Here is a 22,668-nt window from a genome sequence, read left to right on the forward strand (position 1 = left end):
GATGACCGCCACACTGCGCCCGCCGGCCTCTGCCTGCCCCGCCTGCGTCGCCGCCCCCGCCGCCGAGGCGCTGGCGGAGCGCGCGCAGCCGCAGGAGGCACGGCTGGCGCTCTCGCTGCCGACCATCCATTGCGCCGCCTGCATGACCGCGGTCGAAACCGCGCTCGAAAAGGTACCCGGCGTGCGCAGCGCCCGCGTCAACCTCAGCCAGAAACGCGTGCGCATCGAGGCCGCGCCGGAGATCACCGCCGAGGCACTGATCCCCGTGGTCGAAGCGGCGGGTTACGAGGCGCATGAGCTCGACGCCGGCACGCTGGCGGCCACCGCCACCGACAAGGCCGGGCGCGACCTCTTGATGCGCCTCGCCGTCGCCGGCTTCGCCGCGATGAACGTCATGCTGCTGTCGATCGCCGTCTGGTCAGGCGCCGAGGGTCCAACCCGCGATCTCTTCCACTGGGTCTCGGCGGCCATCGTGCTGCCCACTATCGCCTTCTCGGCCCAGCCCTTCTTCCGCAACGCGCTCACCGCGCTGCGCGCCGGGCATCTCAACATGGACGTGCCGATTTCGCTGGCGATCCTGCTGGCCATCGTCACCTCGCTCTGGGAGACGATGCTCTCGGGCGAACACGCCTATTTCGACGCCGCCATCGCGCTGACCTTCTTCCTGCTCACCGGGCGCTACCTCGACCACCGCACCCGGGCCATCGCGCGCTCCGCCGCCGAGGAACTCTCGGCGCTGGAGGTGCCCCGTGCCTGGCGGCTGACCGAAACGGGTGAGGAGCAGGTACCCGCCTCGGAGCTCCACGTCGGCGACCTGATCCGCGTGCGCCCCGGCGGCCGGATGCCCGTCGACGGCGAGATCTGCGAAGGCCAGTCCGAGCTCGACCGCTCGCTGCTGACCGGCGAGACACTTCCGGTCTACGCCGCCCCCGGCCAGACGGTGAGCGCCGGCGAGGTGAATCTCACCGGCCCGCTGGTGATCCGCGCCACGGCGGTGGGCCGCGACACCTCGCTGCACCGCATGGCCGACCTCGTCGCGGTGGCTGAATCGGGCCGCGAGAACTACACACCGCTCGCCGACAAGGCCGCGAAGCTCTATGCGCCGGGCGTGCATATCCTTGCCGCGCTGGCCTTCCTCGGGTGGCTGCTCTGGTCGGGCGATTTCCGCGTCGCGCTCAATATCGCCGCCGCGGTGCTGATCATCACCTGCCCCTGTGCGCTCGGCCTTGCGGTGCCCGCGGTGACCACCGCCGCCTCGGGGCGGCTCTTCAAGCACGGCCTGCTGATCAAGGACGGCACCGCGCTGGAGCGGCTGGCGGAAGTGGACACGGTGGTCTTCGACAAGACCGGGACGCTGACCGCGGGCACCCCGACGCTGACCAATCGCGACGATTTCACCCGCCACGATCTGGAGATCGCCCTCGCCCTCGCCGAAGGCTCCTCCCACCCGCTTTCGGTCTCGCTGACCGCCGCCCTGCGCGCCGCTGGCATCACCCCCGCCGAGGTCACCGGCGTCACCGAGGTGCCCGGCCACGGCACCGAGGCGCTCTGGCGCGGCCAGCAGGTGCGGCTTGGTCGGGCCGCCTGGGTTGGCGGCGGTCAGAGCGCAACCACCTCCGCCTGGCTGCGCGTCGGCGAGGGGCCCGCGCAGCCCTTCCGTTTCGAGGACAGCCTGCGCGACGGCGCAGAAGAGACGGTCGAGGCGCTCATAGAAATGGGCAAGAAGGTGATCCTGATCTCCGGCGACAGCCTGGGTGCGGTCGAGGCGCTGGCCTCGCGGCTGCAGATCCCGCAATGGGTCGCCGAGGCGTTGCCGCAGGACAAGGCGGCGCAGATCAAATCTCTCTCGGACGAAGGCAGACACGTCCTGATGGTCGGCGACGGGCTCAATGACACGGCGGCGCTGGCCGGCGCCCATGTCTCGATCTCCCCGGCCTCGGCGCTGGATGCGGCACGCACCGCATCGGACATCGTGCTTCTGGGCCGATCCCTCGCGCCGATCCCCGACGCGCTGGCGGTGGCTGGCAAGGCGACAAAACGCATCCGACAGAACTTCGCCATCGCCACTTGGTACAACGTGATCGCCGTGCCGCTGGCCGTCGCCGGACTGTGCTCGCCATTGATCGCGGCGCTGGCCATGTCGGCCTCCTCGATCACCGTCTCGCTGAACGCGCTGCGCCTGAAGGGCTCCCGATGAACATCCTCGCCTATCTCATCCCGATTTCGCTGATCCTTGGCGGACTGGGCCTCGGCTTCTTCGTCTTTACGGTCAAGAGCCGACAATACGACGACCCCGAGGGCGACGCCCATCGCATCCTCTCCGGCCAGTACGACGACAAGCCCAAGCAGGACTGAGCCACCGCCGGAAGGCCCTGCGGGCCTGCCTCCGGCGGGGATATTTTGATCCAGACAAAGTAAAGGCCGCGCTATCCTAGACCTGACTTCCCTAGACCTGACTTCCCTAGACCTGACTTCGCGTAGCCAGTCTTCGTCTTCGCTTGGACGACAATATCCCGGGGGTGAGCCGCGAGGGGGGCAGCGCCCCCTCTTCGACCTAAGTCAGCCGCGCACGCTCTCGTGCAGCAGCCCCGCGGGCTTGCCGGTGCCGAGGTCGGTGTAGGCGCGCATCTCGGTCCGGGTGATCATCCGGTCGGCATTGGCATCGAAGGCCATGATCGCGTCGAAAGCCCCATCCCCGAAGGCGGCAACGAGCTCCGACCACGTCAGAACGCCGTCCCTGTTCAGATCGAGCCGCGAAAAGTAGCGGCTGTCGTCTACCTCGCGGTCCGCGGGGGCCCCCTCGTAGACGGTGAAGTCTCCGGCCAGCGCCGGGGCGGCGAAACTCAGCGAAAGGATCGTGGCGGCGATCGGCGTCAAGGCGTTCATCGGCTGTCTCCAAATGCTTCGGGCAAAGTCTTGAGTGTGAAACACGCCCGAGCATAGCACGGTTCCGCCGCACCAGCAGAGCTTCATTGCAGGATCATCTCCGCCGCCTTCTCCGCGATCATGATGGTCGGCGCATTGGTGTTGCCCGAAGTGATCCGCGGCATCACGCTGGCATCGACCACGCGCAGCCCGTCGAGCCCCCGGAAGCGCAGCTGCGGATCGAGCGGCGCGCTTTCCTCGGCGCCCATGCGCACGGTGCCCACGGGGTGAAAGATCGTTGTGCCCACCTCCCCGGCGGCGCGGTGCAGTTCGTGTTCCGTCTCGAATTGCAGGCCGGGCTTCAGCTCCTCGGGGGCGTAGCGGGCCATCGGGGCCTGCCCCATGATCCGCCGCACCTGCCGGATCGCATCGGCGGCGACCCGCCGGTCGCCCTCGGTCGAGAGGTAATTGGGCGCGATCACCGGCGCGGCGCGACTGTCGCCCGAGGCCAGCCGCACCGTGCCCCGGCTCTCGGGGCGCAGATTGCAGACGCTGGCGGTCATCGCCGGGAAATTGTGCAGCGGTTGGCCGAAGGCCTCCAGCGAGAGCGGCTGCACGTGGTATTCGAGGTCCGCCGTCGCCAGCCCCTCGCGCGAGCGCGAGAAGGCGCCGAGCTGCGAGGGCGCCATGGACATCGGCCCGCGCCGGCGCAGCACATAGTCGAGGCCGATCTTGCCCTTGCCGAAGAGCGTGCTGGCCAGCGTGTTCAGCGTCTTGGCCCCGGTCAGCCGCCAGGCGCAGCGCAGCTGCAGGTGGTCCTGCAGGTTGCCGCCCACCTCGGGCGCATCCAGCGCCACGTCGATGCCGTGCTGCCGCAGGTGCTCGGCCGGGCCCACGCCCGACAGTTGCAACAGATGCGGCGAGTTCACCGCCCCCGCCGAGAGGATCACCTCGCCCTCGGGCCGCACCTGGTGGCGCTGGCCGCCCTGCTCGTATTCGACGCCGACCACCCGCCGCCCCTCGATGAGCAGGCGGGTGACATGGGCTTGCGTTTCCACCTTCAGCCGGTCGCTGCGGGTGGTCCGCAGGAAGGCCTTGGCGGTGTTCATCCGCCAGCCGTTGCGCTGGTTCACCCGGAAGTAGCTGACGCCCTCGTTGTCGCCGGTGTTGAAGTCATCCACCCGCGGGATGCCCTCGGCCTCGGCGGCCTTCATCCAGTCATCGAGTATCTCCCAGTGCAAGCGCTGGTTCTCCACCCGCCATTCACCGCCCGCGCCATGCGCCTCTGAAGCTCCGTCGACGTAATCCTCGGATTTCTTGAACAAGGGCAGCACGTCGTCCCAGCCCCAGCCGGTGAGCCCCATCTGCCGCCAGCCGTCGTAATCCGCCGCCTGGCCGCGCAGGTAGAGCATGCCGTTGATCGACGAACAGCCGCCCAGAACCTTGCCGCGCGGGTAGAGCAGCGACCGCCCGTTCAGCCCCTTTTCCTCGGCAGTCCGGTAACACCAGTCAGTGCGCGGGTTGCCGATGCAGTAGAGATACCCCATCGGAATGTGGATCCAGTGGTAAGTGTCGCGCCCGCCTGCCTCGAGCAACAGCACCCGGCGTCCAGCTTCGGCCAGCCGCTTGGCCAGCACGCATCCGGCGCTGCCCGCGCCGACAATCACATGATCGAACGCCATTTTCCCTCCCGGCTCCTCACTCTTCCCGAAGGTAAGTCAGGGCGCGGCAGACCCGCAAGGCGTCATGGCGGCGCAGGCCGCTCAGAGCGGCAGGGCGGTGGTCTTGAACACGGTGCGCAGGGCGAAGCTCGACTGCATCTGCGCCACGCCCGGCAGGCGGGTGAGGTACTGGCGGTGGATGCGGGCGAAATCCTCGGTGTCCTCGGCCACCACCTTGAGGATGTAATCCGCCGTGCCCGCCATCAGGTGGCATTCCAGCACCGCCGGCACCCGCGCCACGGCCTTCTCGAAGGCGTCCAGAACCTCGTCGGCCTGGGCGCTGAGGCGAATCTCGACGAAGACCGTGCTCGCCAGGCCCAGCTTGCGCGCGTTGAGCAGGGCCACGTAATCCTTCACGTAGCCCTCCGCTTCCAGCCGCTGCACCCGCCGGTGGCAGGCGGAGGCCGAGAGGTTCACCTTTTCCGACAGCTCCGCGTTGGACATGCGGCCCTGCTTCTGCAGCGCGCGCAGGATGCGCCGGTCGGTATCGTCGAGTTGCATGCGCAGTCTTTCGAAAACTCGGGGATTTGGTCGAAGATTCTCCCCCCAATAGCGCTTTGGACGGGACACTTCAGCAAGGAAATTGCACGCGGGCAGGCGCAATCTGGTGTCATCAAAAGATGCCCGAAGGGGCCAGGAGGAGGAGCTATCATGAAAATCGGTTGCCCGACAGAGATCAAACCGCAGGAATACCGCGTCGGCATCACCCCCAATGCGGCGCGCGAGGCGGCCAGCCATGGCCACGAGGTGATCGTGCAGCAGGGCGCGGGTCTCGGTGCCGGCTTCTCCGACGAGGATTACACCGCCGCGGGGGCCCGCATCGCCGCCACCGCCGAGGAGATTTGGGCCGAGGCCGAGATGATCGTCAAGGTGAAGGAGCCGCAGGCAGTCGAGCGCAAGCAGCTCTCGCGCGGTCAGCTTCTGTTCACCTATCTGCACCTTGCCCCCGATCCCGAGCAGACGCAGGACCTGATCGAGTCCGGCGCAACCTGCATCGCCTACGAGACGGTGACCGACGCGCGCGGCGGGCTGCCGCTGCTGGCGCCGATGTCCGAGGTGGCGGGCCGTCTCGCGCCGCAGATGGGCGCCTGGTCACTGCAGAAGGCCAATGGCGGCCGCGGCGTGCTGATGGGCGGCGTGCCCGGCGTCGGCCCGGCCAATGTGGTGGTGCTCGGCGGCGGCGTCGTCGGCACCCATGCGGCGCGCATCGCCGCGGGCATGGGCGCGGATGTCACCGTGCTCGACCGCTCGCTGCCGCGCCTGCGCCAGCTCGACGAGACCTTCGGCAGCCTGTTCAAGAACCGCTACTCGACCGAGGGTGCGGTGGCCGAGCTTCTGGCCGAGGCAGACATGGTGATCGGCGCGGTGCTGATCCCCGGCGCCGCCGCACCGAAACTGGTGAGCCGCGCGCAGCTCGGGACCATGAAGCCCGGCGCGGTGCTGGTGGACGTGGCGATCGATCAGGGCGGCTGCTTCGAGACCTCGAAGGCCACCACCCACCAAGACCCGGTCTACACCGTCGACGGCATCCAGCACTATTGCGTCGCCAACATGCCCGGCGCGGTGCCGCGCAGCTCGACGCTGGCGCTCGGCAATGCCACCCTGCCCTTCCTGCTGGCGCTGGCCGGCAAGGGCTGGCGCGTTGCCTGCGCCGAGGACCCTCACCTGCAGGCCGGGCTCAACGTGCACGACGGGCAGATCACCAATGCCGCCGTCGCCCGCGCGCTGAACCTGCCGCTGGAAAGCATCGAAAAGGCTCTGGCCGCCTGACCGGCGCCACACCCCGACAAGAGCCGGGGCACCAAGAGCCAAAGCGACAATAAGTGGGGCGGGCCGCCAATAGCGCCCGCCCCTTCTTCTCTTTGAAAATACGCCGGGGGAAGCTGCCGCAGGCAGCTGGGGGCAGCGCCCCCTGCCGCCCCGGGATCAGAGCACCACGATTCCCGAGTGTTTTGCCTTGTGCTCCGGCTCGACGTGGATGGTCACCCGGCAGCCGGCGATCGCGTCTTGCAGCGCGTGCTCGATGCGGTCGCAGATCTCATGCGCGCAATCCACGGTCATATCGCCCGGCACCACGAGGTGGAACTCCAGGAACACCGCCTGTCCGGCGCGGCGCGACCGCAGGTCATGCGCCTCGACCGCGCCCTCGGCGTTGGCCGAGATGATCGCGCGCATCTCCGAGAGATCCTCCTCGGGCACCGCCGCGTCCATCAGCCCGCCGACCGAGCCGCGGATCACCTGCCAGCCCGACCAAAGGATGTTCACCGCCACCAGCGCAGCCAGGGCCGCGTCGAGCCAGAGCCAGCCGGTCAGCGCCGCCGCGCCGACACCGATGGCGACGCCAGCCGAGGAAAACACGTCTGTCAGCAGGTGCTTGCCATCGGCGACCAGCGCCGGCGAGTTCAGCTTGCGCCCCTCGCGCAGGAGAACGAAGCACCAGACCGCGTTGAGGACGCCGGCCGAGAGGTTGATGATCAGACCCATGCCGACCTGCTGGATCGGCTCCGGCTGCAGCCAGGCCCCCCAGGCCTCGCGCAGGATCAGCACCGCCGCGACGACGATCAGCACGCCCTCGAGCACGGCGCTGAAATACTCGGCCTTGTGATGTCCGAAGGGGTGATCGGCATCCGCCGGCTGCGCGGCAATGTGAATCGCCAGCAGCGCCGCCAGCGCCGTGGCGACGTTGACGATGCTCTCCAGCGCGTCCGACATCAGCGCCACCGAGCCGGTCAGCCACCAGGCAAGGGTCTTGATCGCAAGCACGAGAATGCCGATGAATACGCTGCCGATGGCGATTTTCACGCTGCGTGTCATGCTGGGTCTCCGGAGGGGTCCGGGCGATTTAGAGAACTCGCCCGACCCCCGCAACCCGGAACCCGCATCGGACTCCGGGCACGCATGGCGGGGCTGCAGAATGCGCAACTCAGCTCACTTCTTCAGCGCGTCACGAATCTCGATCAGGATATCGAGTTCGGACGGGCCGGTCTTGACCTCGGGAGCCACCTCGTCGGGCTTTTCCGCCGCCGACTTGATGCGGTTGACGGTCTTGACCAGCATGAAGACCACGAAGGCGATGATGAAGAAGTTGATCACCGCCATGAGGAAGCTGCCGATGGCGAAGACCGGCGCGCCGGCCTCCTGCGCCGCCGCGAGCGAGGCATAATCGCCGCCGTCGAGCGCGTAGAACCAGCCCGAGAAATCGATGCCGCCGGTGAACAGCGCGATGATCGGGTTGAAGATGTCACCCACGAGCGATTTCACGATGGCGGTGAAGGCGGCGCCGATGATGATGCCAACCGCCATGTCCATGACGTTGCCCTTGGCGATGAAGTCCTTGAATTCCTGAATCATGTATTCTGCTTCCTATGCCCCACGCTGCCGGGCTGCCCGGCCGTTTCCGAGCTCAGAGGTGGCACGTTTGGCCCGGTGACGCCACGGAAAACCGGGCGTTCCTTCGCCGTGGAACCCGATAAAGTGCGCCTGGCGCTCACTTTTCGCGAGCCCGCCCGCAAGTTGGTCGGCGCATGCCCCCCTGTTCCACCATCATGCGATGCAGACTTCTGAAGTTGTTGCCCTCGCCCCCCGCCGGGGTCCCGGGCGAAACAGGCACCCGCTGCCTGAGCGGCCTTCGTCGTGGGGTTCTGCGCGGACTGCGTGACGCCCGAGCGGGCGATCACTGGAACCAGGACAATGGTCGGCGGGAGACTGAGCAAGCTCCGGCACGCGGCGATGACCGGGAACTTACATGAGTCCCGACAACGCGACGATCCGACCAGAGGGCGCAACGCAGCGCGATCCCAGCGATCTTCGACCATCAAGGGCGCGCCGAAAGACCGACGCACCTCTCTGGCGACACCCCGCGGGCAGAGTTCCGCTCCACTCTAACTGGTGCTTGTCGTTTATCTTTCCCGCCTTAGTATGGGTGCAGGCATTACTCCGGACATGCACCACTCAGGCACCCGGACCGATCGATTCCCGCAGGTATTTCGCTAGGGGCGCTCTCGTGACCAGATCCGTTTCCAAACCTTCTTCCGCTGTCTCAGCCACGGCTTCACCCGCAGCGGCGCGCACCTTACGGCGCTGTGCCTTCGGTGCCCTGTCAGCCCTGATGGCCGCCGGGCCGCTGGCCGCGCAGCAGGAAAAGGCCGCAGAAGACCCCACCAAGATCGCCACCAAGGCGGGGGTTTCCTACTCCGACGAATTCTCGGTCTCCGGCTCGCTGGCTTTCGGTCCGGTGACAAAGGTCAACGCGCGCATCTCGGAAAGCGGGCAATGGTCGCTGGGGGCCTCCTATCTCTTTTCCTTCGGCATCCTGACCTTCTCGGCCGGCAAGAACGAGTTCGACAACGGCTCGGAACAGACCCGCTACTCGCTCGGCGGCTTCGTCCCGCTGACCGCCATGGGCCTGAAGACCGGCAAATGGCAGCTCTTCACCCCCTTCGGCTACACCTACAGCGAGGGCACGGTTTCCGTGACAAGCCTAGAGTTGCACGAGACCTTCGACGTCGAGGTCAGCAACAACAGCGGCTATCTCGGCATGTTCGCGATCCGCCCCTTCAACGAGAAACTCACTTTCATGACCGGCGGCATCTACACGCGCGGCTCGGATGACTTCACCGGCATCTCGCTGGGCGGCGGCCTCTCCTACCACCTGACCGAGGCCGACACCGTGGCGCTCTTCGGGTCCTATATCGACAATGATTTCGGCGACGAACAGAAGCTGGGCGTCTCCTACCGACACGAATTCTGAGCCCGACCAGCCTCCTTTGCGGTTGTCTCGCGTCCGTCAGTGCATAGGTTGCCCGGCAAACAAGGACACGGAAGGGACACCGCATGGGACTGAACGTCTATCTCTCGGGAGAGATTCACACCGACTGGCGCGAGCGCATCATCGAGGGCGCGCAGGGGCTGGACGTGACTTTCAGCGCGCCGGTCACCGACCATGCGGCCAGCGACGATTGCGGCGTCGCGATCCTCGGCGCCGAGGACAGCAAGTTCTGGCACGACAACAAGGGCGCGAAGATGAACGCCATCCGCACCCGCAAGGCGATCGCCGATGCGGATGTGGTCGTGGTGCGTTTCGGCGAGCAGTACAAGCAGTGGAACGCCGCCTTCGACGCCGGATATGCCGCCGCGCTCGGCAAGTCGTTGATCATCCTGCAGCGCCCCGAACACGATCATGCGCTCAAGGAGGTCGATGCCGCGGCGCTGGCGGTGACCCGCGAGCCCGAGGAGGTGGTCGCCACCCTGCGCTACGTGCTGACCGGGGCTTTGCCCGAATAGGCTGCCCGAACAGCCTGCCTGAATATTAGGCTTTGACCCCAGCAGGTTGACGCCACGAAGCGGCTCGCCTTACCGCGCGAAACAAGGCAAGGGACGGGCGACCCCCGCGCGCCCCTTTCGCCTGCAAATGCCGAGGGATGCGCCCCGCGGTTCACCTGCGAGTCGCGGCCCGCCATCTGCTCACATCTGCGACATCAAGACTCCACACGCGATTTCACGCGCATTTGCGCTGGGTGGGGGCTTTTTTGCCGCGCCGTAGGACCCTATAAGACCCGAGCCTTCGCTCACGGGGAGTCGAGGGCCAAAACGCGTATTTCTGGGGCGGGACACTTAATGTTTGGACTGGACAGACTCATGGGCGCCTTCTCGGCGGACATGGCCATCGACCTCGGCACGGCGAACACGCTGGTCTACGTGAAAGGTCGCGGAATCATTCTGTCCGAACCGTCGGTTGTGGCCTATCACGTCAAGGACGGCGTCAAGAAGGTGCTGGCCGTCGGCGAGGATGCAAAGCTCATGCTGGGGCGCACCCCCGGCTCCATCGAAGCCATCCGGCCGATGCGCGAAGGCGTCATCGCGGACTTCGATACCGCGGAAGAGATGATCAAGCATTTCATCCGCAAGGTGCACAAGCGGTCGACCTTCTCGAAGCCGAAGATCATCGTCTGCGTGCCGCATGGCGCAACACCGGTGGAAAAGCGGGCGATCCGCCAGTCGGTGCTGAGCGCCGGCGCGCGCAAGGCCGGCCTCATCGCCGAGCCGATCGCCGCGGCCATCGGCGCAGGCATGCCGATCACCGATCCGACCGGCAACATGGTCGTCGACATCGGCGGCGGCACCACCGAGGTGGCCGTGCTCTCGCTGGGTGACATCGTTTACGCGCGCTCGATCCGCGTCGGCGGTGACCGCATGGACGAGGCCATCGTCAACTACCTGCGCCGCCAGCAAAACCTGCTGGTGGGCGATGCCACCGCCGAGCGCATCAAGACCTCCATCGGCACCGCACGCATGCCCGACGACGGGCGCGGCAGCTCGATGCAGATCCGCGGTCGCGACCTGCTGAACGGCGTGCCGAAGGAAACCGAGATTTCGCAGGCCCAGGTGGCCGAGGCGCTGGCCGAGCCGGTGCAGGCGATCTGCGAGGCGGTGATGTCCGCGCTCGAGGCGACCCCGCCGGATCTGGCCGCGGACATCGTCGACCGCGGCGTCATGCTGACGGGCGGCGGCGCGCTGCTGGGCGATCTCGACCTGGCGCTGCGCGAACAGACCGGCCTGGCCGTGTCGATCGCCGAGGAAAGCCTCAACTGCGTGGCACTCGGCACCGGCAAGGCGCTGGAGTACGAAAAGCAGCTGCAGCACGCGATCGATTACGACAGCTGATCCCTTTCGGGATCATTCCGGCTGCGGCATAGTCCGGGGCGGGAGCGTGGCAATCCACGCCCCCGCCCTGCACACCCCGTGAGGCGCGCGCGCCTCGGAGGCCACACGCAGAGACCCGATGGCGAAACACGGCACGAACAGCGAAGATTACTCGGCCCCGCTGAAGCGCCTGCTTCTGGCGGTGCTGATCCTGTGCCTGACCGGGCTCTTCATCCTGTGGCGGATCGACAGCCCACGGGTTGAACGGTTTCGCGCCCAGGTGATCGACACGCTGATGCCCGGCTTCGACTGGGCCATGGCCCCGGTGACCGGCGCGGTGACGATCCTGCGCGACTTCCAGTCCTACCAGCGCATCCACGAACAGAACCAGGAGCTGCGCCGCGAGCTGCGCCGCATGACTGCCTGGAAAGAGGCCGCGCTGCAGCTGGAACAGGAAAACGCCAAGCTGCGCGATCTCAACAACGTCCAGCTCGATCCGCGGCTGACCTATATCACCGGCGTGGTGCTGGCCGACAGCGGCTCGCCCTTCCGTCAGTCGGTGCTGATCAACGTTGGCAGCCGCGACGGCATCGTCGACGGCTGGGCCACGATGGACGGCATCGGCCTCGTCGGGCGCATCTCGGGGGTGGGCAACAACACGGCCCGGGTCATCCTGCTGACCGATGCCACCAGCCGCATTCCCGCCACCATCCAGCCTTCGGGCCAGCGAGCAATGGTGGTCGGCGACAACTCGGCGAACCCGCCGATCGATTTCCTCGAGAACCCCGACCTGGTGAAGCCCGGCGACCGCATCGTCACCTCGGGCGACGGCGAGGTGTTCCCGCCGGGCCTGCTGATCGGCCAGGTGGCGCAGGACCCAGGCGGACGCCTGCGGGTGCGCCTCGCCGCCGATTACGAGCGGCTCGAATTCCTGCGCGTGCTGCGCGACCACGGTGCGCGGCGGGTCAGCACCCCCTCCGGGCTGATTCTGCCGGAGACACCCCCCGAAGCACCGCAGCCCGAGGCCGAGACCGACCCCACGGTGCCGCCGCTGAGCGATGCGGACACCGGCAACGCCTCGGAGGCGGGAAATGGCTGAGAGCAGCCGCCCGACCAAGGTCTGGCTGATGCGCGCCACCTTCGTGGCGCTGACCTTCGGGCTGATCTTCTACCACCTGCTGCCGCTCGACCTGGTGCCGGCCGCCTACGCCGGACCCGACGTGCTGACCGCAATGTGCTTTGCCTGGGCGTTGCGCCGGCCCGACTACGTGCCCGCGCTGCTGGTCGCCGGGGTGATGCTGCTGGCTGACCTGCTGTTCCAGCGCCCCCCCGGTCTCTGGGCGGTGCTGGTGCTCATGGCCACCGAGTCGCTGAAGAACCGCGACCGCCCACGGCGCGAGTCGACCTTCCTGATGGAGTGGATCACCATCGCCGTGGTGCTGGCGGTGATCACGATCCTGTACCGGCTGGTGCTGGGGCTCTTGATCGTGCCCGAAGGAACCTCTTTCCTTGCGCTCATGCGATACGCCACGACAGTGATCTGCTATCCTCTGGTCGTCATCCTCTCGCAGGGGCTGTTCGGCGTGCGGCGGATGGCGCCGGGCGACTTCGACCATGCCGGAAGGCCGATGTGAGGAGGCCGATGTGAGACGTACCCCGAAGGAAAGCTCCGACAGCTGGCGCCGCATCTCGCGCCGCGCCCTGCTGCTGGGCGGCGCGCAGCTGGGCTTTGCCGGAATGCTGGGCCTGCGGATGCATCACATGCAGGTCGATCAGGCCGACGAATTCCGTCTCCTGGCGGAGGAAAACCGCATCAACATGCGACTGATCCCGCCGAGCCGTGGCCGCATCTTCGACCGCAAGGGCCATGTGATCGCCGAGAACACCCCGACCTACCGCATCACTCTCGTGCGCGAGGATGCCGGGGACGTGGAGGAGGTCATCGCCAAGCTCTCGGCACTGGTCGAGCTGGACGAGGACGAGCTCAACCGCGCGCTGGCCGAGATGCGCCGCTCCGCTCCCTTCCTGCCGATCACCATCGCCGACCGGGTGAGCTGGGAGTCGATCAGCCGCGTCGCGGTCAACGCCCCCGCCCTGCCCGGCGTGACGCCAGAGGTCGGCCTGTCGCGCTTCTATCCCGACCACGGCAACTTCGCGCATGTGGTGGGCTATGTCGGCCCGGTCTCGGAGCGCGATCTCGAACGCTACGAGGACCCGGAGCCGGTGCTGCGCATCCCGCGCTTCCAGATCGGCAAGGTCGGGGTGGAGGCCAAATACGAGGAGCAGCTGCGCGGCAAGGCCGGGGCCAAGCGGGTCGAGGTCAACGCCGTGGGCCGGGTGATGCGCGAGCTCGATCGGCGCGAGGGCGACAATGGTGCCGATATCCAGCTGACCATCGATGCGGATCTGCAGGACTACGTCCAGGCACGGCTTGGACATGAGTCCGCCTCCTGCGTCGTCATGGACGTGGAGAAGGGCGATCTTCTGGCCATCGCATCGGCCCCGTCCTTCGACCCCAACAAGTTCGTGCGCGGCATCTCGGTGCCCGACTATGCGATCCTGCGCGAAAACGATCACCGTCCGCTCGCGTCGAAGACCGTGCAGGATGCCTACCCGCCCGGCTCGACCTTCAAGATGGTCACCGCGCTGGCGGCGCTCGAGGCCGGCGTGCTCTCGCCCGACGACACCGTCTGGTGTCCCGGTCACCTGGAGGTCGGCTCGCGCCGCTTCCACTGTTGGAAGCGCGCGGGCCATGGCCATCTGACGCTCGAACAGGCGCTGCAGCAGAGCTGCGACGTCTTCTTCTACGACGTCGCCATGAAGGTGGGCATCGACCGCATCGCGGATGTCGGCCGGCGGCTTGGGCTCGGCATCGCGCCGGATGTGCCGATGTCGGCGATCACCTCGGGCATCATGCCTGACAAGGACTGGAAGCAGCGCGAGCGCGGCAAGGGCTGGCTGATCGGCGACACGGTGAACGCCTCGATCGGACAGGGCTTCGTGCTGACCTCGCCGCTGCAGCTGGCGATCATGACCGCCCGCATCGCCACCGGCCGCGAGGTTCACCCGCGGCTGGTCAAGACCATCGACGGCGTCGAGCCGGAGATCGTCGGCGGCCAGGATCTGGACATCAACCCAAACCACCTGCGCTGGGTGCGCAAGGGCATGTCGTCGGTGATGAACACCGCGCGCGGCACCGGCTACCGCTCGCGCTCGGTTGCCGAAGGCTACGAGCTCGCAGGCAAGTCGGGCACGGCACAGGTGCGCAACCGCGTGGTCAGCAACGAGGACGTGCCCTGGATCGAGCGCGACCATGCGCTCTTCGTGGGCTACGGGCCGGTGAACGCGCCGCGTGTCGCGGTCTCGGTGGTCGTCGAGCACGGCGGCGGCGGCTCTTCCGCAGGCGCGCCCATCATGCGGGACGTCGCGCTGCAGGCGTTGTACGGCGGCACGCCGCCGCTCGACGCCTACCCCTCGTCGGACCACGAGAAGATCAAGGAGCTGCAGGAACGGCTCACCCGCGAGCGTCTCGAGCGCGCGGAACAGGCCCGGGGGCGCGCGTGAGCTATCTCGAGTATACGGTCAAGACCACGCCCACCGGCTGGCGCAAGGTGCTCTACATCAACTGGCCGCTGGTGATCCTGCTGACCGCCGTGGCCTGCGTCGGCTTCCTGATGCTCTACTCGGTGGCCGGCGGACGGCTCGACACCTGGGCCGAGCCGCAGATGAAACGCTTCGGCCTCGGGCTCGCGGCGATGTTCATCACCGCCATGGTGCCGATCTGGCTGTGGCGCAACCTGTCGGTGCTGGCCTACCTCGGCTCGCTCGGCCTGCTGGTGGCGGTGGAGCTCTTCGGCACGGTCGGCATGGGCGCGCAACGCTGGATCGACGTCGGCTTCATGCGCCTGCAGCCCTCGGAGCTGATGAAGATCTCGCTGGTGATGGTGCTGGCCGCCTACTATGACTGGCTGCCGCTGAAGAAGACCTCGCGGCCGCTTTGGGTGCTGATGCCGATTGTCCTGATCATGCTGCCCACCGGGCTGACGCTGATCCAGCCCGACCTAGGCACGGCGCTGCTGCTCATGATCGGTGGCGGGCTGATCATGTTCCTTGCCGGGGTCCACTGGGCCTATTTCGCCGTGGTGATCGCCGCCGGGGTCGGGACGATCTTCACCGTCTTCGAGTCGCGCGGCACCGACTGGCAGCTGCTGAAGGACTACCAGTTCCGGCGCATCGACACCTTCCTCGATCCTTCCACCGATCCGCTCGGCGCGGGCTATCACATCACCCAGGCCAAGATCGCCATGGGCTCCGGCGGCTGGACCGGGCGCGGCTTCATGCAGGGCACCCAGTCGCGGCTGAACTTCCTGCCCGAGAAGCACACGGACTTCATCTTCAACACGCTCGCGGAGGAGTTCGGGTTCGTCGGGGGCATGTCGCTGCTGGTGCTCTACGTGCTGATCCTGCTGTTCTGCATCTTTGCCGCGCTGCGCAACCGCGACCGCTTCTCCTCGCTGCTGACGCTGGGCATCGGGCTGACCTTCTTCCTCTACTTCGCGGTCAACATGTCGATGGTCATGGGCCTCGCCCCGGTGGTCGGCGTGCCGCTGCCGATGGTCAGCTACGGTGGCTCGGCGATGCTGGTGTTGATGATCGCCTTCGGCCTCGTGCAGAGTGCGCATATCCACAGGCCACGCTAGACTTCACAAGGACTTCCATGACCACAACGATCCTCTTCGCCGCCCCGCAGGACAGCTGGGACGCCTACCGCGCGCCGCTCACCGAGGCGCTGGACGCCACGGGGATCGACTACCGCCTCTCCCGCGACATCCCCGCCGAGGAGGTCGAGTACATCGTCTATGCGCCCAGCTCCGGCCTGACCGACTTCACCGGCTTTCCGAAGCTCAAGGCGGTGCTGAGCCTCTGGGCCGGGGTGGAGAAGATCGTCGGCAACGACAGGCTGACGGTGCCGCTCACCCGCATGGTCGACGACGAGGGGCTGACCCAGGGCATGGTCGAATACGTCACCGGCCACGCCCTGCGCCATCACCTCGGAATGGACGCGCATATCGTGAACCCCGACCACCGCTGGGAGGGTAAGGCGCCGCCGCTGGCGCGCGAGCGCCCGGTCACGGTGCTGGGCCTCGGCATGCTGGGCCGCGCCTGCGCCCGGCAGCTGGCGCAGATCGGCTTCCCGGTGACCGGCTGGAGCCGCACCCCGCGCGAGATCGAGGGCATCCGCTGCCTGTCCGGTACCGAGGGCCTGGCCGAGGCGCTCAGCGGCGCGCAGATCGTCGTGCTGCTGCTGCCCTCCACCCCGCAGACAGAGAACACCCTCGGCGCCGAGCAGTTCGCGCTGCTGGCCCCCGGCGCCGCGATCATCAATCCCGGTCGCGGCCCGCTGATCGACGACGAGGCCCTGCTGGCAGCGCTCGACAGCGGCCAGGTCGGCCAGGCCACGCTCGACGTCTTCCGCGTCGAGCCGCTGCCGCAGGACCACCCGTTCTGGGCCCACCCACGGGTCACCGTCACCCCGCATATCGCCGCCGAGACCCGGGCGGACTCGGCCTCGCGGGTGATTGCCGAGAACGTGCGGCGCGGCGTCACGGGCGCGCCGCTGCTGCATCTTGTGGACCGGGGCGCGGGATACTGATAAGGCGCGGCGCATCTTAACTGGAGATGCTGCCGCCATGCCCCTGCCCGAGACCTTCGACCGCACCGTGAAGATCGCCCCCTCGATCCTCTCCGCCGATTTTGCCAATTTCGGCGCCGAGATCCGCGCCGTCGAGGCGCAGGGCGCCGACTGGATCCACGTCGACGTGATGGATGGGCATTTCGTGCCCAATCTCACCTTCGGCCCGCCGCTGGTGAAGGCGATCCGCCCGCATATCTCGACGGTCATGGACGTGCACCTGATGATCGCCCCGGTTGATCCCTACATCGAGGCCTTCGCGGACGCAGGCGCCGACATCATCACCGCCCACCTCGAGGCCGGCGCGCACACCCATCGCACGCTGCAGGCGATCCGCGCGACAGGTGCCAAGGCCGGTCTCGCGCTCAACCCCGGCACGCCGGTCGAAGCCGCCGCGCCGCTGCTGGATCTCTGCGATCTCGTCTGCCTGATGACCGTCAACCCCGGCTTCGGCGGTCAGAAGTTCATCCACAGCCAGATCGCCCAGGTGCGCAAGATGCGCGAGATGATCGGCGACCGCGAGATCCACATCGAGATCGACGGCGGCGTCGATCCCGCCACCGCCCCGCTGGTGGTCGAGGCCGGTGCCGACGTGCTGGTGGCGGGCTCCGCCGTCTTCCGCGGCGGCTCGGTCGAGAATCCCGCCCCCTACGGTGAGAACATCCGCGCCATCCGCGCCAGTCTCGGGGGCTGAGCAAAGCCCGAACGCCCCGCGGGGAGGCACGCTCCGGCCTGCCTCCGGCGGGGATATCTGGGTCTAGACGAAACACAGGGACCCTGCCCTTCGTCCTGATGAAAATATCCCGGGGAAGAGGCGCGCAGCGCCTCGGGGCAGAGCCCCCTTCCGTCCGACCAAAAAAGGGCGCCGCGATCTCCCGCGGCGCCCTTCTTTCATTTCTGCTGTCCCGGGGGTCAGTGCCCGCCGAGAATACCCGTGCGGACGTGATAGTCCGCGGCCAGCGCGTAATCGGGGTCGTCGTCGCTGTCGATCACCAGGTGACCGGCCTTGGTCAGCAACCGGTGGCAGTCACGCGACAGGTGGCGCAGTTGCAGGCGCTTGCCCGCCGCCTCGTACTTGCCGGCCACCGCCTCGATCGCCTGCAGCGCCGACTGGTCCACGACGCGGCTGTCGGCGAAGTCGACGATGACCGCCTTGGGGTCGCCCTCGATGTCGAAGAGCTCGGCAAAGCCGTCGCTCGAGCCGAAGAACAGCGGACCCTGGATCTGGTATACCTTGGCGCCCTCCGGAGTGGTGTAGCTCTTGGCATGGATGCGGCGCGCGTTGTTCCAGGCATAGGCCAGCGCCGACACGATCACGCCGACGACCACCGCCACGGCGAGATCCTCGAACACCGTCACCACCGTCACCAGCACGATGACGAAAGCGTCCATCAGCGGCACTTTGGCGAGGATGCGCAGGCTGTTCCAGGCGAAGGTGCCGATCACCACCATGAACATCACCCCGACAAGCGCGGCGAGCGGGATAAGCTCGATCAGCGGCGAGGCGAAGAGGATGAACGACAGCAGGAAGAGCGCCGCGACGATGCCGGCGATACGTGTGCGCCCGCCCGACTTCACGTTGATCATCGACTGGCCGATCATCGCGCAGCCGCCCATGCCGCCGAAGAAGCCGGTGACCACGTTGGCCGTCCCCTGGGCGATGCACTCCTGGCTGGCACCGCCGCGCTGGCCGGTCATCTCGCCGACGAGGTTGAGGGTCAGCAGGCTCTCGATCAGGCCGATGGCGGCGAGGATCACCGCATAGGGCAGGATGATCTGCAGCGTCTCGAGGTTGAGCGGCACCATCGGCAGGTGGAACGGCGGGAACTGGCCCTTGATCGAGGCCATGTCGCCGACCCGCGGCACGTCGAGCCCGAAGGCGATGACGATGGCGGCGGTCACCGCGATGCCGGCGAGCGGCGCCGGGATCACCTTGGTCAGCTTGGGCAGCAGCCAGATGATCGCCATGGTCAGCGCTACGAGGCCGAGCATCATCGCCAGTTGCAGGCCAGAGAGCCATTCACCGGGCGACACCCCCGGCACGGCGGTGCCCGGCACCTTGAACTGCGTCAGCTGCGCCATGAAGATGACGATCGCGAGGCCGTTGACGAAGCCCAGCATGACCGGGTGCGGCACCAGCCGGATGAACTTGCCCCAGTGCATGACCCCGGCAAAGATCTGCAGGATGCCCATCAGCACCACCGTGGCGAAGAGATACTCGACGCCATGATCCGCCACCAACGCCACCATGACCACCGCCAGCGCGCCCGTGGCGCCCGAGATCATCCCCGGCCGGCCACCGATCAGCGCGGTGATCAGCCCCACCATGAAGGCGGCATAGAGACCCACCAGCGGGTGCACCCCGGCGACGAAGGCGAAGGCCACCGCCTCGGGCACCAGCGCCAGCGCCACGGTCAGGCCGGACAGGATGTCGGTGCGGATCTGTGCGGGGGTAAGCCGCGCCGTGGGCGACAGGCTCAGGTCGGGTTTCTGAATGCGGCTGGCGTATCGCGCCAGGAGGGCTTTGGCCATGGGGAGCTATCCAATCGGTCTGTTTGCGCGCGTCCTTGCCCATAAGGCACACGGGCCGCGAGCGCTACCCGCCTGCGCATGGATTCAGCAGATCGCTCCCGATTGATGCAGTTGCGCAGGAGAGCGTCCGCGCTCGCGCATGCGTGAGCCTGCAAAACGGGCATTCGCGCGGCATCGGCCCATCTGGTCCCTCGGGGAGGAGCGCACCCGCAAGGAGCCCGACGTTGACCGAAACCACGCTACTGATCCTCGCCGCGCTGATCGTCGGCCTGTCGAAGGGCGGGCTGGCCTCCGCCGCCGCCATCGCGGTACCGATGCTCGCGCTCTTCATGAACCCGGTGAAGGCCGCCGCCACGCTCCTGCCGGTCTACATCGTCACCGACTGGATCGGGGTCTGGCTCTATCGGCGCAACTACTCGGCGCGTAACCTCGCGATCCTGACGCCCTCGATCGTGCTCGGCGTCGGCATCGCCACGCTGATCACCCCCTACACGCCGGAAAGCGTGCTGCTGCTCTTCACCGGCGCCATCGGGCTCTGGTACTGCCTGCGCACCTGGCTGAAACGCGGCCGCGCCGAGAAGGCCGAGGCGCGGGTCGCACCGGGAATCTTCTGGGGTGCCACCACCGGCATCGCCAGCTTCATCACCCATTCCGGCGCGCCGCCGGCGCAGGCTTACCTGTTGCCGCAGCAGCTGCCGAAGCTCGAGTTCGCCGGCACCATCGCCATCGCCTTCGCGGTGGGCAACCTCGTGAAGCTGCCCGCCTATTTCGCGATCGGACAGCTCGACGGGCTGAACTGGGGGCTGATCGGCGGGCTCGCGGTCGCGGGGATCGCCGGCACCTACGCCGGGCGCCGGCTCACCGCCTGGCTGCCCGAGGCGCTCTACATGCGGGTGATCCAGGGCTTCCTGTTCCTGCTGTCGCTGATCTTGCTGTTCCGCGGGGCCCGCGACCTGATCAGCTGAGCCCCCTTTTCTTCGCGGTCGCCGCAAGGCAGGCTGCGCGCGAAAGGAGACCGTGCATGGCTGAGACGATGATCGGGGTGATCGGCGGATCCGGGGTCTACGACCTAGACACCTTGGAAGACCGCAAGTGGGTCACGGTGGAGACCCCCTGGGGCGATGCCTCGGACCAGCTGCTGACCGGGACGCTGGACGGGGTGCGCATGGCGTTCCTGCCCCGCCACGGGCGGGGGCACCGGCTGTCACCCTCTACTGTCCCCTACCGCGCCAACATCGACGCGCTGAAGCGGCTTGGGGTGACCGACGTGATCTCGGTCTCCGCCTGCGGCTCGTTCCGCGAGGAAATGGCCCCCGGCGATTTTGTCATCGTCGACCAGTTCATCGACCGCACCTTCGCCCGCGAGAAGAGCTTCTTCGGCAGCGGCTGCGTGGCGCATGTCTCGCTCGGTCACCCCACCTGCCCGCGGCTCGGCGCCCATGCCCTCGCGGCCGCGATCGACGCCGGGATCACCGTGCATGACGGCGGCACATACCTCGCCATGGAGGGTCCGCAGTTCTCGACCCTCGCGGAATCGCGCATGTACCGCGAGAGCTGGGGCGCCGACGTGATCGGCATGACCAACATGCCCGAGGCCAAGCTCGCCCGGGAAGCCGAGCTCTGCTACGCCTCGGTGGCCATGGTCACCGATTACGACTGCTGGCACGAGGACCATGGCGCGGTCGAGGTCTCGGACATCGTCAAGGTGCTGCACGGCAACGCCGAGAAGGCCCGCGCGCTGGTCTCGCGCCTGCCGGCGATGCTCGGCGCGGTACGCGCGCCCTGCCCGCACGGCTGCGACCGCGCGCTGGAACACGCGATCATCACCGCCCCCGCGGCGCGCGACCCCGAGGTTCTGGCAAAGCTGGCCGCCGTCGCGGGTCGGGTGCTCTGAACGAACCCACTCCCCCATTGCCCCGTACCCGCCGCCGCGCCAGACTGCCCGCCGAACAGGACAGGACCCCGACATGCCCCTCGATCTCTGGCTGACCTTTGTGGCCGCCTCCGTCGCGCTGCTGCTGATCCCCGGCCCGACCGTGCTGCTGGTGCTCTCCTACGCGCTCTCGAAGGGCCGCTCGGTAGCGCTGGCCTCGGCGGCGGGCGTGGCGCTCGGCGATTTCACCGCGATGAGCCTGTCGCTGGCGGGGCTCGGCGCGCTGGTGCTGGCCTCGGCCACCGCCTTCACCGTGCTGAAATGGATCGGCGCGCTCTACCTCGTCTGGATGGGGGTGAAGCTGCTCCGCTCGGCTCCCGGCAGCGGCCTCTCCATGCCGCGCGCCGAGGTCACGCCCCGCGGCGTCTTCGGCCATGCCGCGGCGGTGACCGCGCTCAACCCCAAGAGCATCGCCTTCTTCATCGCCTTCGTGCCGCAGTTCGTCGACACCGGCGCGCCGCTGCTGCCGCAGTTCGCACTGCTGGTGGCCACTTTCGTGACCCTTGCCGCGCTCAACGTGCTGGCCTATGCGCTGGCCGCCGACCGGCTGCGCGTGCTGATCGGCCGCCCCTCGGTGCTTGCCTGGCTCACCCGCGCGGGCGGTGCCGCCTTGATCGCCATGGGGGCCCTCACCGCCACGCTGCGCCGCGCCGCCTGACAGGAAAGACCCGATGAAGCCGCCCAAGACCATCCCCGACTACATCCGCACGATCCCCGATTACCCGCACGCAGGGATCCTGTTTCGCGACGTGACGCCGCTCTGCGCCGACCCGCAGGGCTTCCGGCTGGCGGTGGACCAGCTGACCCTGCCCTTCACCGGCCAGAAGATCGACAAGGTGATCGGACCCGAGGCGCGCGGCTTCCTGCTCGGCGGGGCGGTGGCGCACCAGCTCTCGGCGGGCTTCGCGGCGCTGCGCAAGCAGGGCAAGCTGCCGCCGCCGGTGATCGCCCAAAGCTACGCGCTGGAATACGGCGAGGCGGTGGTGGAACTCTCGGAACACGCCATCACCCCGGGTGACCAGGTGCTTCTGGTGGATGACCTCATCGCCACGGGCGGCACCGCCGAGGCGGCGGTGGCGCTGGTCGAGCGGCTCGGCGGCACGGTCAGCGCCGCCGCCTTCATCGTTGATCTGCCCGATCTCGGCGGCCGCAAGCGGCTCGAGGCGCTCGGCGTGCGCGTCCACACGCTCGTCGCCTACGAAGGGCTCTGAGCACCTGGGGGCAGCACAGCTCCGCCCCTGTTCTTCTTCTCTTTGAAAATACGCCGGGGGGTGAATTGGCCG

General features: G+C 67.8%; 22 protein-coding genes. 16 read left to right on the plus strand and 6 right to left on the minus strand.

The window, feature by feature from the left end; genetic code table 11:
- Position 1 precedes the first annotated feature (1 nt).
- Positions 2 to 2,197, plus strand: coding sequence for a heavy metal translocating P-type ATPase (locus tag BM397_RS13770; RefSeq protein WP_092425246.1), 2,196 nt, complete (start codon positions 2 to 4; stop codon positions 2,195 to 2,197).
- Complete coding sequence (ccoS, locus tag BM397_RS13775) at positions 2,194 to 2,355, plus strand: cbb3-type cytochrome oxidase assembly protein CcoS (protein ID WP_092425244.1); 162 nt, start codon at positions 2,194 to 2,196, stop codon at positions 2,353 to 2,355. Before BM397_RS13770 ends, ccoS begins: the two co-directional genes overlap by 4 nt.
- 204 nt (positions 2,356 to 2,559) lie before the next feature.
- On the opposite strand, the gene BM397_RS13780 is transcribed toward ccoS, so the two are convergent.
- From BM397_RS13780 to BM397_RS13790, 3 genes are all read right to left on the minus strand, one after another.
- Entirely contained in the window at positions 2,560 to 2,886 is a 327-nt protein-coding gene (locus BM397_RS13780; protein ID WP_092425242.1) for an EF-hand domain-containing protein, read from the minus strand.
- 83 nt (positions 2,887 to 2,969) lie between these two features.
- Entirely contained in the window at positions 2,970 to 4,547 is a 1,578-nt protein-coding gene (locus BM397_RS13785; protein WP_092425240.1) for a GMC family oxidoreductase, read from the minus strand.
- 81 nt (positions 4,548 to 4,628) lie between these two features.
- Positions 4,629 to 5,087 (minus strand): Lrp/AsnC family transcriptional regulator, encoded by a 459-nt coding sequence (locus BM397_RS13790; protein WP_092425238.1) that lies wholly within the window; start codon positions 5,085 to 5,087, stop codon positions 4,629 to 4,631.
- A 150-nt stretch (positions 5,088 to 5,237) separates the two neighbouring features.
- On the opposite strand from BM397_RS13790, the gene ald reads away from it, so the two are divergent.
- Positions 5,238 to 6,356 (plus strand): alanine dehydrogenase, encoded by a 1,119-nt coding sequence (gene ald, locus BM397_RS13795; protein WP_092425236.1) that lies wholly within the window; start codon positions 5,238 to 5,240, stop codon positions 6,354 to 6,356.
- A gap of 156 nt (positions 6,357 to 6,512) precedes the next feature.
- Here the strand turns inward: ald and BM397_RS13800 are convergent, their stop codons facing one another.
- Both BM397_RS13800 and mscL read right to left on the minus strand, forming a co-directional pair.
- On the minus strand, positions 6,513 to 7,400 hold the full coding sequence (locus tag BM397_RS13800; protein WP_092425234.1) for a cation diffusion facilitator family transporter: 888 nt from the start codon (positions 7,398 to 7,400) through the stop codon (positions 6,513 to 6,515).
- Positions 7,401 to 7,514: 114 nt separating this feature from the next.
- The gene (mscL, locus tag BM397_RS13805) at positions 7,515 to 7,937 is read right to left on the minus strand and encodes a large conductance mechanosensitive channel protein MscL (RefSeq protein ID WP_092425231.1); all 423 of its coding nucleotides are present in this window, start codon (positions 7,935 to 7,937) and stop codon (positions 7,515 to 7,517) included.
- A 757-nt stretch (positions 7,938 to 8,694) separates the two neighbouring features.
- On the opposite strand from mscL, the gene BM397_RS13810 reads away from it, so the two are divergent.
- The 9 genes from BM397_RS13810 (at position 8,695) to rpe (ending at position 17,614) form a co-directional block, all read left to right on the plus strand.
- Positions 8,695 to 9,336: a hypothetical protein gene (locus BM397_RS13810; protein WP_092425228.1), complete on the plus strand. Its 642-nt coding sequence runs from the start codon at positions 8,695 to 8,697 to the stop codon at positions 9,334 to 9,336.
- Positions 9,337 to 9,419: 83 nt separating this feature from the next.
- Positions 9,420 to 9,869, plus strand: a complete 450-nt coding sequence (locus BM397_RS13815; RefSeq protein WP_092425225.1) for a YtoQ family protein — start codon at positions 9,420 to 9,422, stop codon at positions 9,867 to 9,869.
- Between the two features lie 333 nt (positions 9,870 to 10,202).
- The gene (locus tag BM397_RS13820) at positions 10,203 to 11,249 is read left to right on the plus strand and encodes a rod shape-determining protein (protein ID WP_092425222.1); all 1,047 of its coding nucleotides are present in this window, start codon (positions 10,203 to 10,205) and stop codon (positions 11,247 to 11,249) included.
- Positions 11,250 to 11,367: 118 nt separating this feature from the next.
- Positions 11,368 to 12,327 (plus strand): rod shape-determining protein MreC, encoded by a 960-nt coding sequence (mreC, locus tag BM397_RS13825; protein ID WP_092425220.1) that lies wholly within the window; start codon positions 11,368 to 11,370, stop codon positions 12,325 to 12,327.
- Positions 12,320 to 12,862 carry a rod shape-determining protein MreD gene (locus BM397_RS13830; RefSeq protein ID WP_092425218.1) on the plus strand — a complete coding sequence of 181 codons (543 nt, stop codon included), beginning with the start codon at positions 12,320 to 12,322 and terminating at the stop codon, positions 12,860 to 12,862. Before mreC ends, BM397_RS13830 begins: the two co-directional genes overlap by 8 nt.
- 10 nt (positions 12,863 to 12,872) lie before the next feature.
- Positions 12,873 to 14,792 carry a penicillin-binding protein 2 gene (gene mrdA / locus BM397_RS13835; RefSeq protein WP_092425216.1) on the plus strand — a complete coding sequence of 640 codons (1,920 nt, stop codon included), beginning with the start codon at positions 12,873 to 12,875 and terminating at the stop codon, positions 14,790 to 14,792.
- A complete protein-coding gene (gene rodA, locus BM397_RS13840) occupies positions 14,789 to 15,928 on the plus strand; it encodes a rod shape-determining protein RodA (RefSeq protein ID WP_092425213.1) in 1,140 nt (379 codons plus the stop codon). Before mrdA ends, rodA begins: the two co-directional genes overlap by 4 nt.
- Positions 15,929 to 15,945: 17 nt before the next feature.
- Positions 15,946 to 16,881: a 2-hydroxyacid dehydrogenase gene (locus BM397_RS13845; protein WP_092425210.1), complete on the plus strand. Its 936-nt coding sequence runs from the start codon at positions 15,946 to 15,948 to the stop codon at positions 16,879 to 16,881.
- Positions 16,882 to 16,918: 37 nt separating this feature from the next.
- Positions 16,919 to 17,614, plus strand: coding sequence for a ribulose-phosphate 3-epimerase (gene rpe / locus BM397_RS13850; RefSeq protein WP_092425208.1), 696 nt, complete (start codon positions 16,919 to 16,921; stop codon positions 17,612 to 17,614).
- 218 nt (positions 17,615 to 17,832) lie between these two features.
- Here the strand turns inward: rpe and BM397_RS13855 are convergent, their stop codons facing one another.
- Positions 17,833 to 19,452, minus strand: coding sequence for a SulP family inorganic anion transporter (locus tag BM397_RS13855; RefSeq protein WP_092425206.1), 1,620 nt, complete (start codon positions 19,450 to 19,452; stop codon positions 17,833 to 17,835).
- A 224-nt stretch (positions 19,453 to 19,676) separates the two neighbouring features.
- Here BM397_RS13855 and BM397_RS13860 point away from each other — a divergent pair, with 224 nt between their 5' ends.
- The 4 genes from BM397_RS13860 to BM397_RS13875 all read left to right on the plus strand — a co-directional run bounded on the left by BM397_RS13860 (position 19,677) and on the right by BM397_RS13875 (position 22,596).
- Complete coding sequence (locus tag BM397_RS13860) at positions 19,677 to 20,417, plus strand: sulfite exporter TauE/SafE family protein (RefSeq protein ID WP_092425204.1); 741 nt, start codon at positions 19,677 to 19,679, stop codon at positions 20,415 to 20,417.
- A 56-nt stretch (positions 20,418 to 20,473) separates the two neighbouring features.
- Positions 20,474 to 21,346, plus strand: a complete 873-nt coding sequence (locus BM397_RS13865) for an S-methyl-5'-thioadenosine phosphorylase (protein ID WP_092425202.1) — start codon at positions 20,474 to 20,476, stop codon at positions 21,344 to 21,346.
- A gap of 73 nt (positions 21,347 to 21,419) precedes the next feature.
- Complete coding sequence (locus BM397_RS13870; protein ID WP_092425200.1) at positions 21,420 to 22,043, plus strand: LysE family translocator; 624 nt, start codon at positions 21,420 to 21,422, stop codon at positions 22,041 to 22,043.
- Between the two features lie 13 nt (positions 22,044 to 22,056).
- Complete coding sequence (locus BM397_RS13875; RefSeq protein WP_092425197.1) at positions 22,057 to 22,596, plus strand: adenine phosphoribosyltransferase; 540 nt, start codon at positions 22,057 to 22,059, stop codon at positions 22,594 to 22,596.
- Positions 22,597 to 22,668 lie beyond the last annotated feature (72 nt).

Origin of the sequence: Alloyangia pacifica (genome assembly GCF_900116195.1) — a bacterium.
GTDB classification, from domain to species: domain Bacteria; phylum Pseudomonadota; class Alphaproteobacteria; order Rhodobacterales; family Rhodobacteraceae; genus Salipiger; species Salipiger pacificus.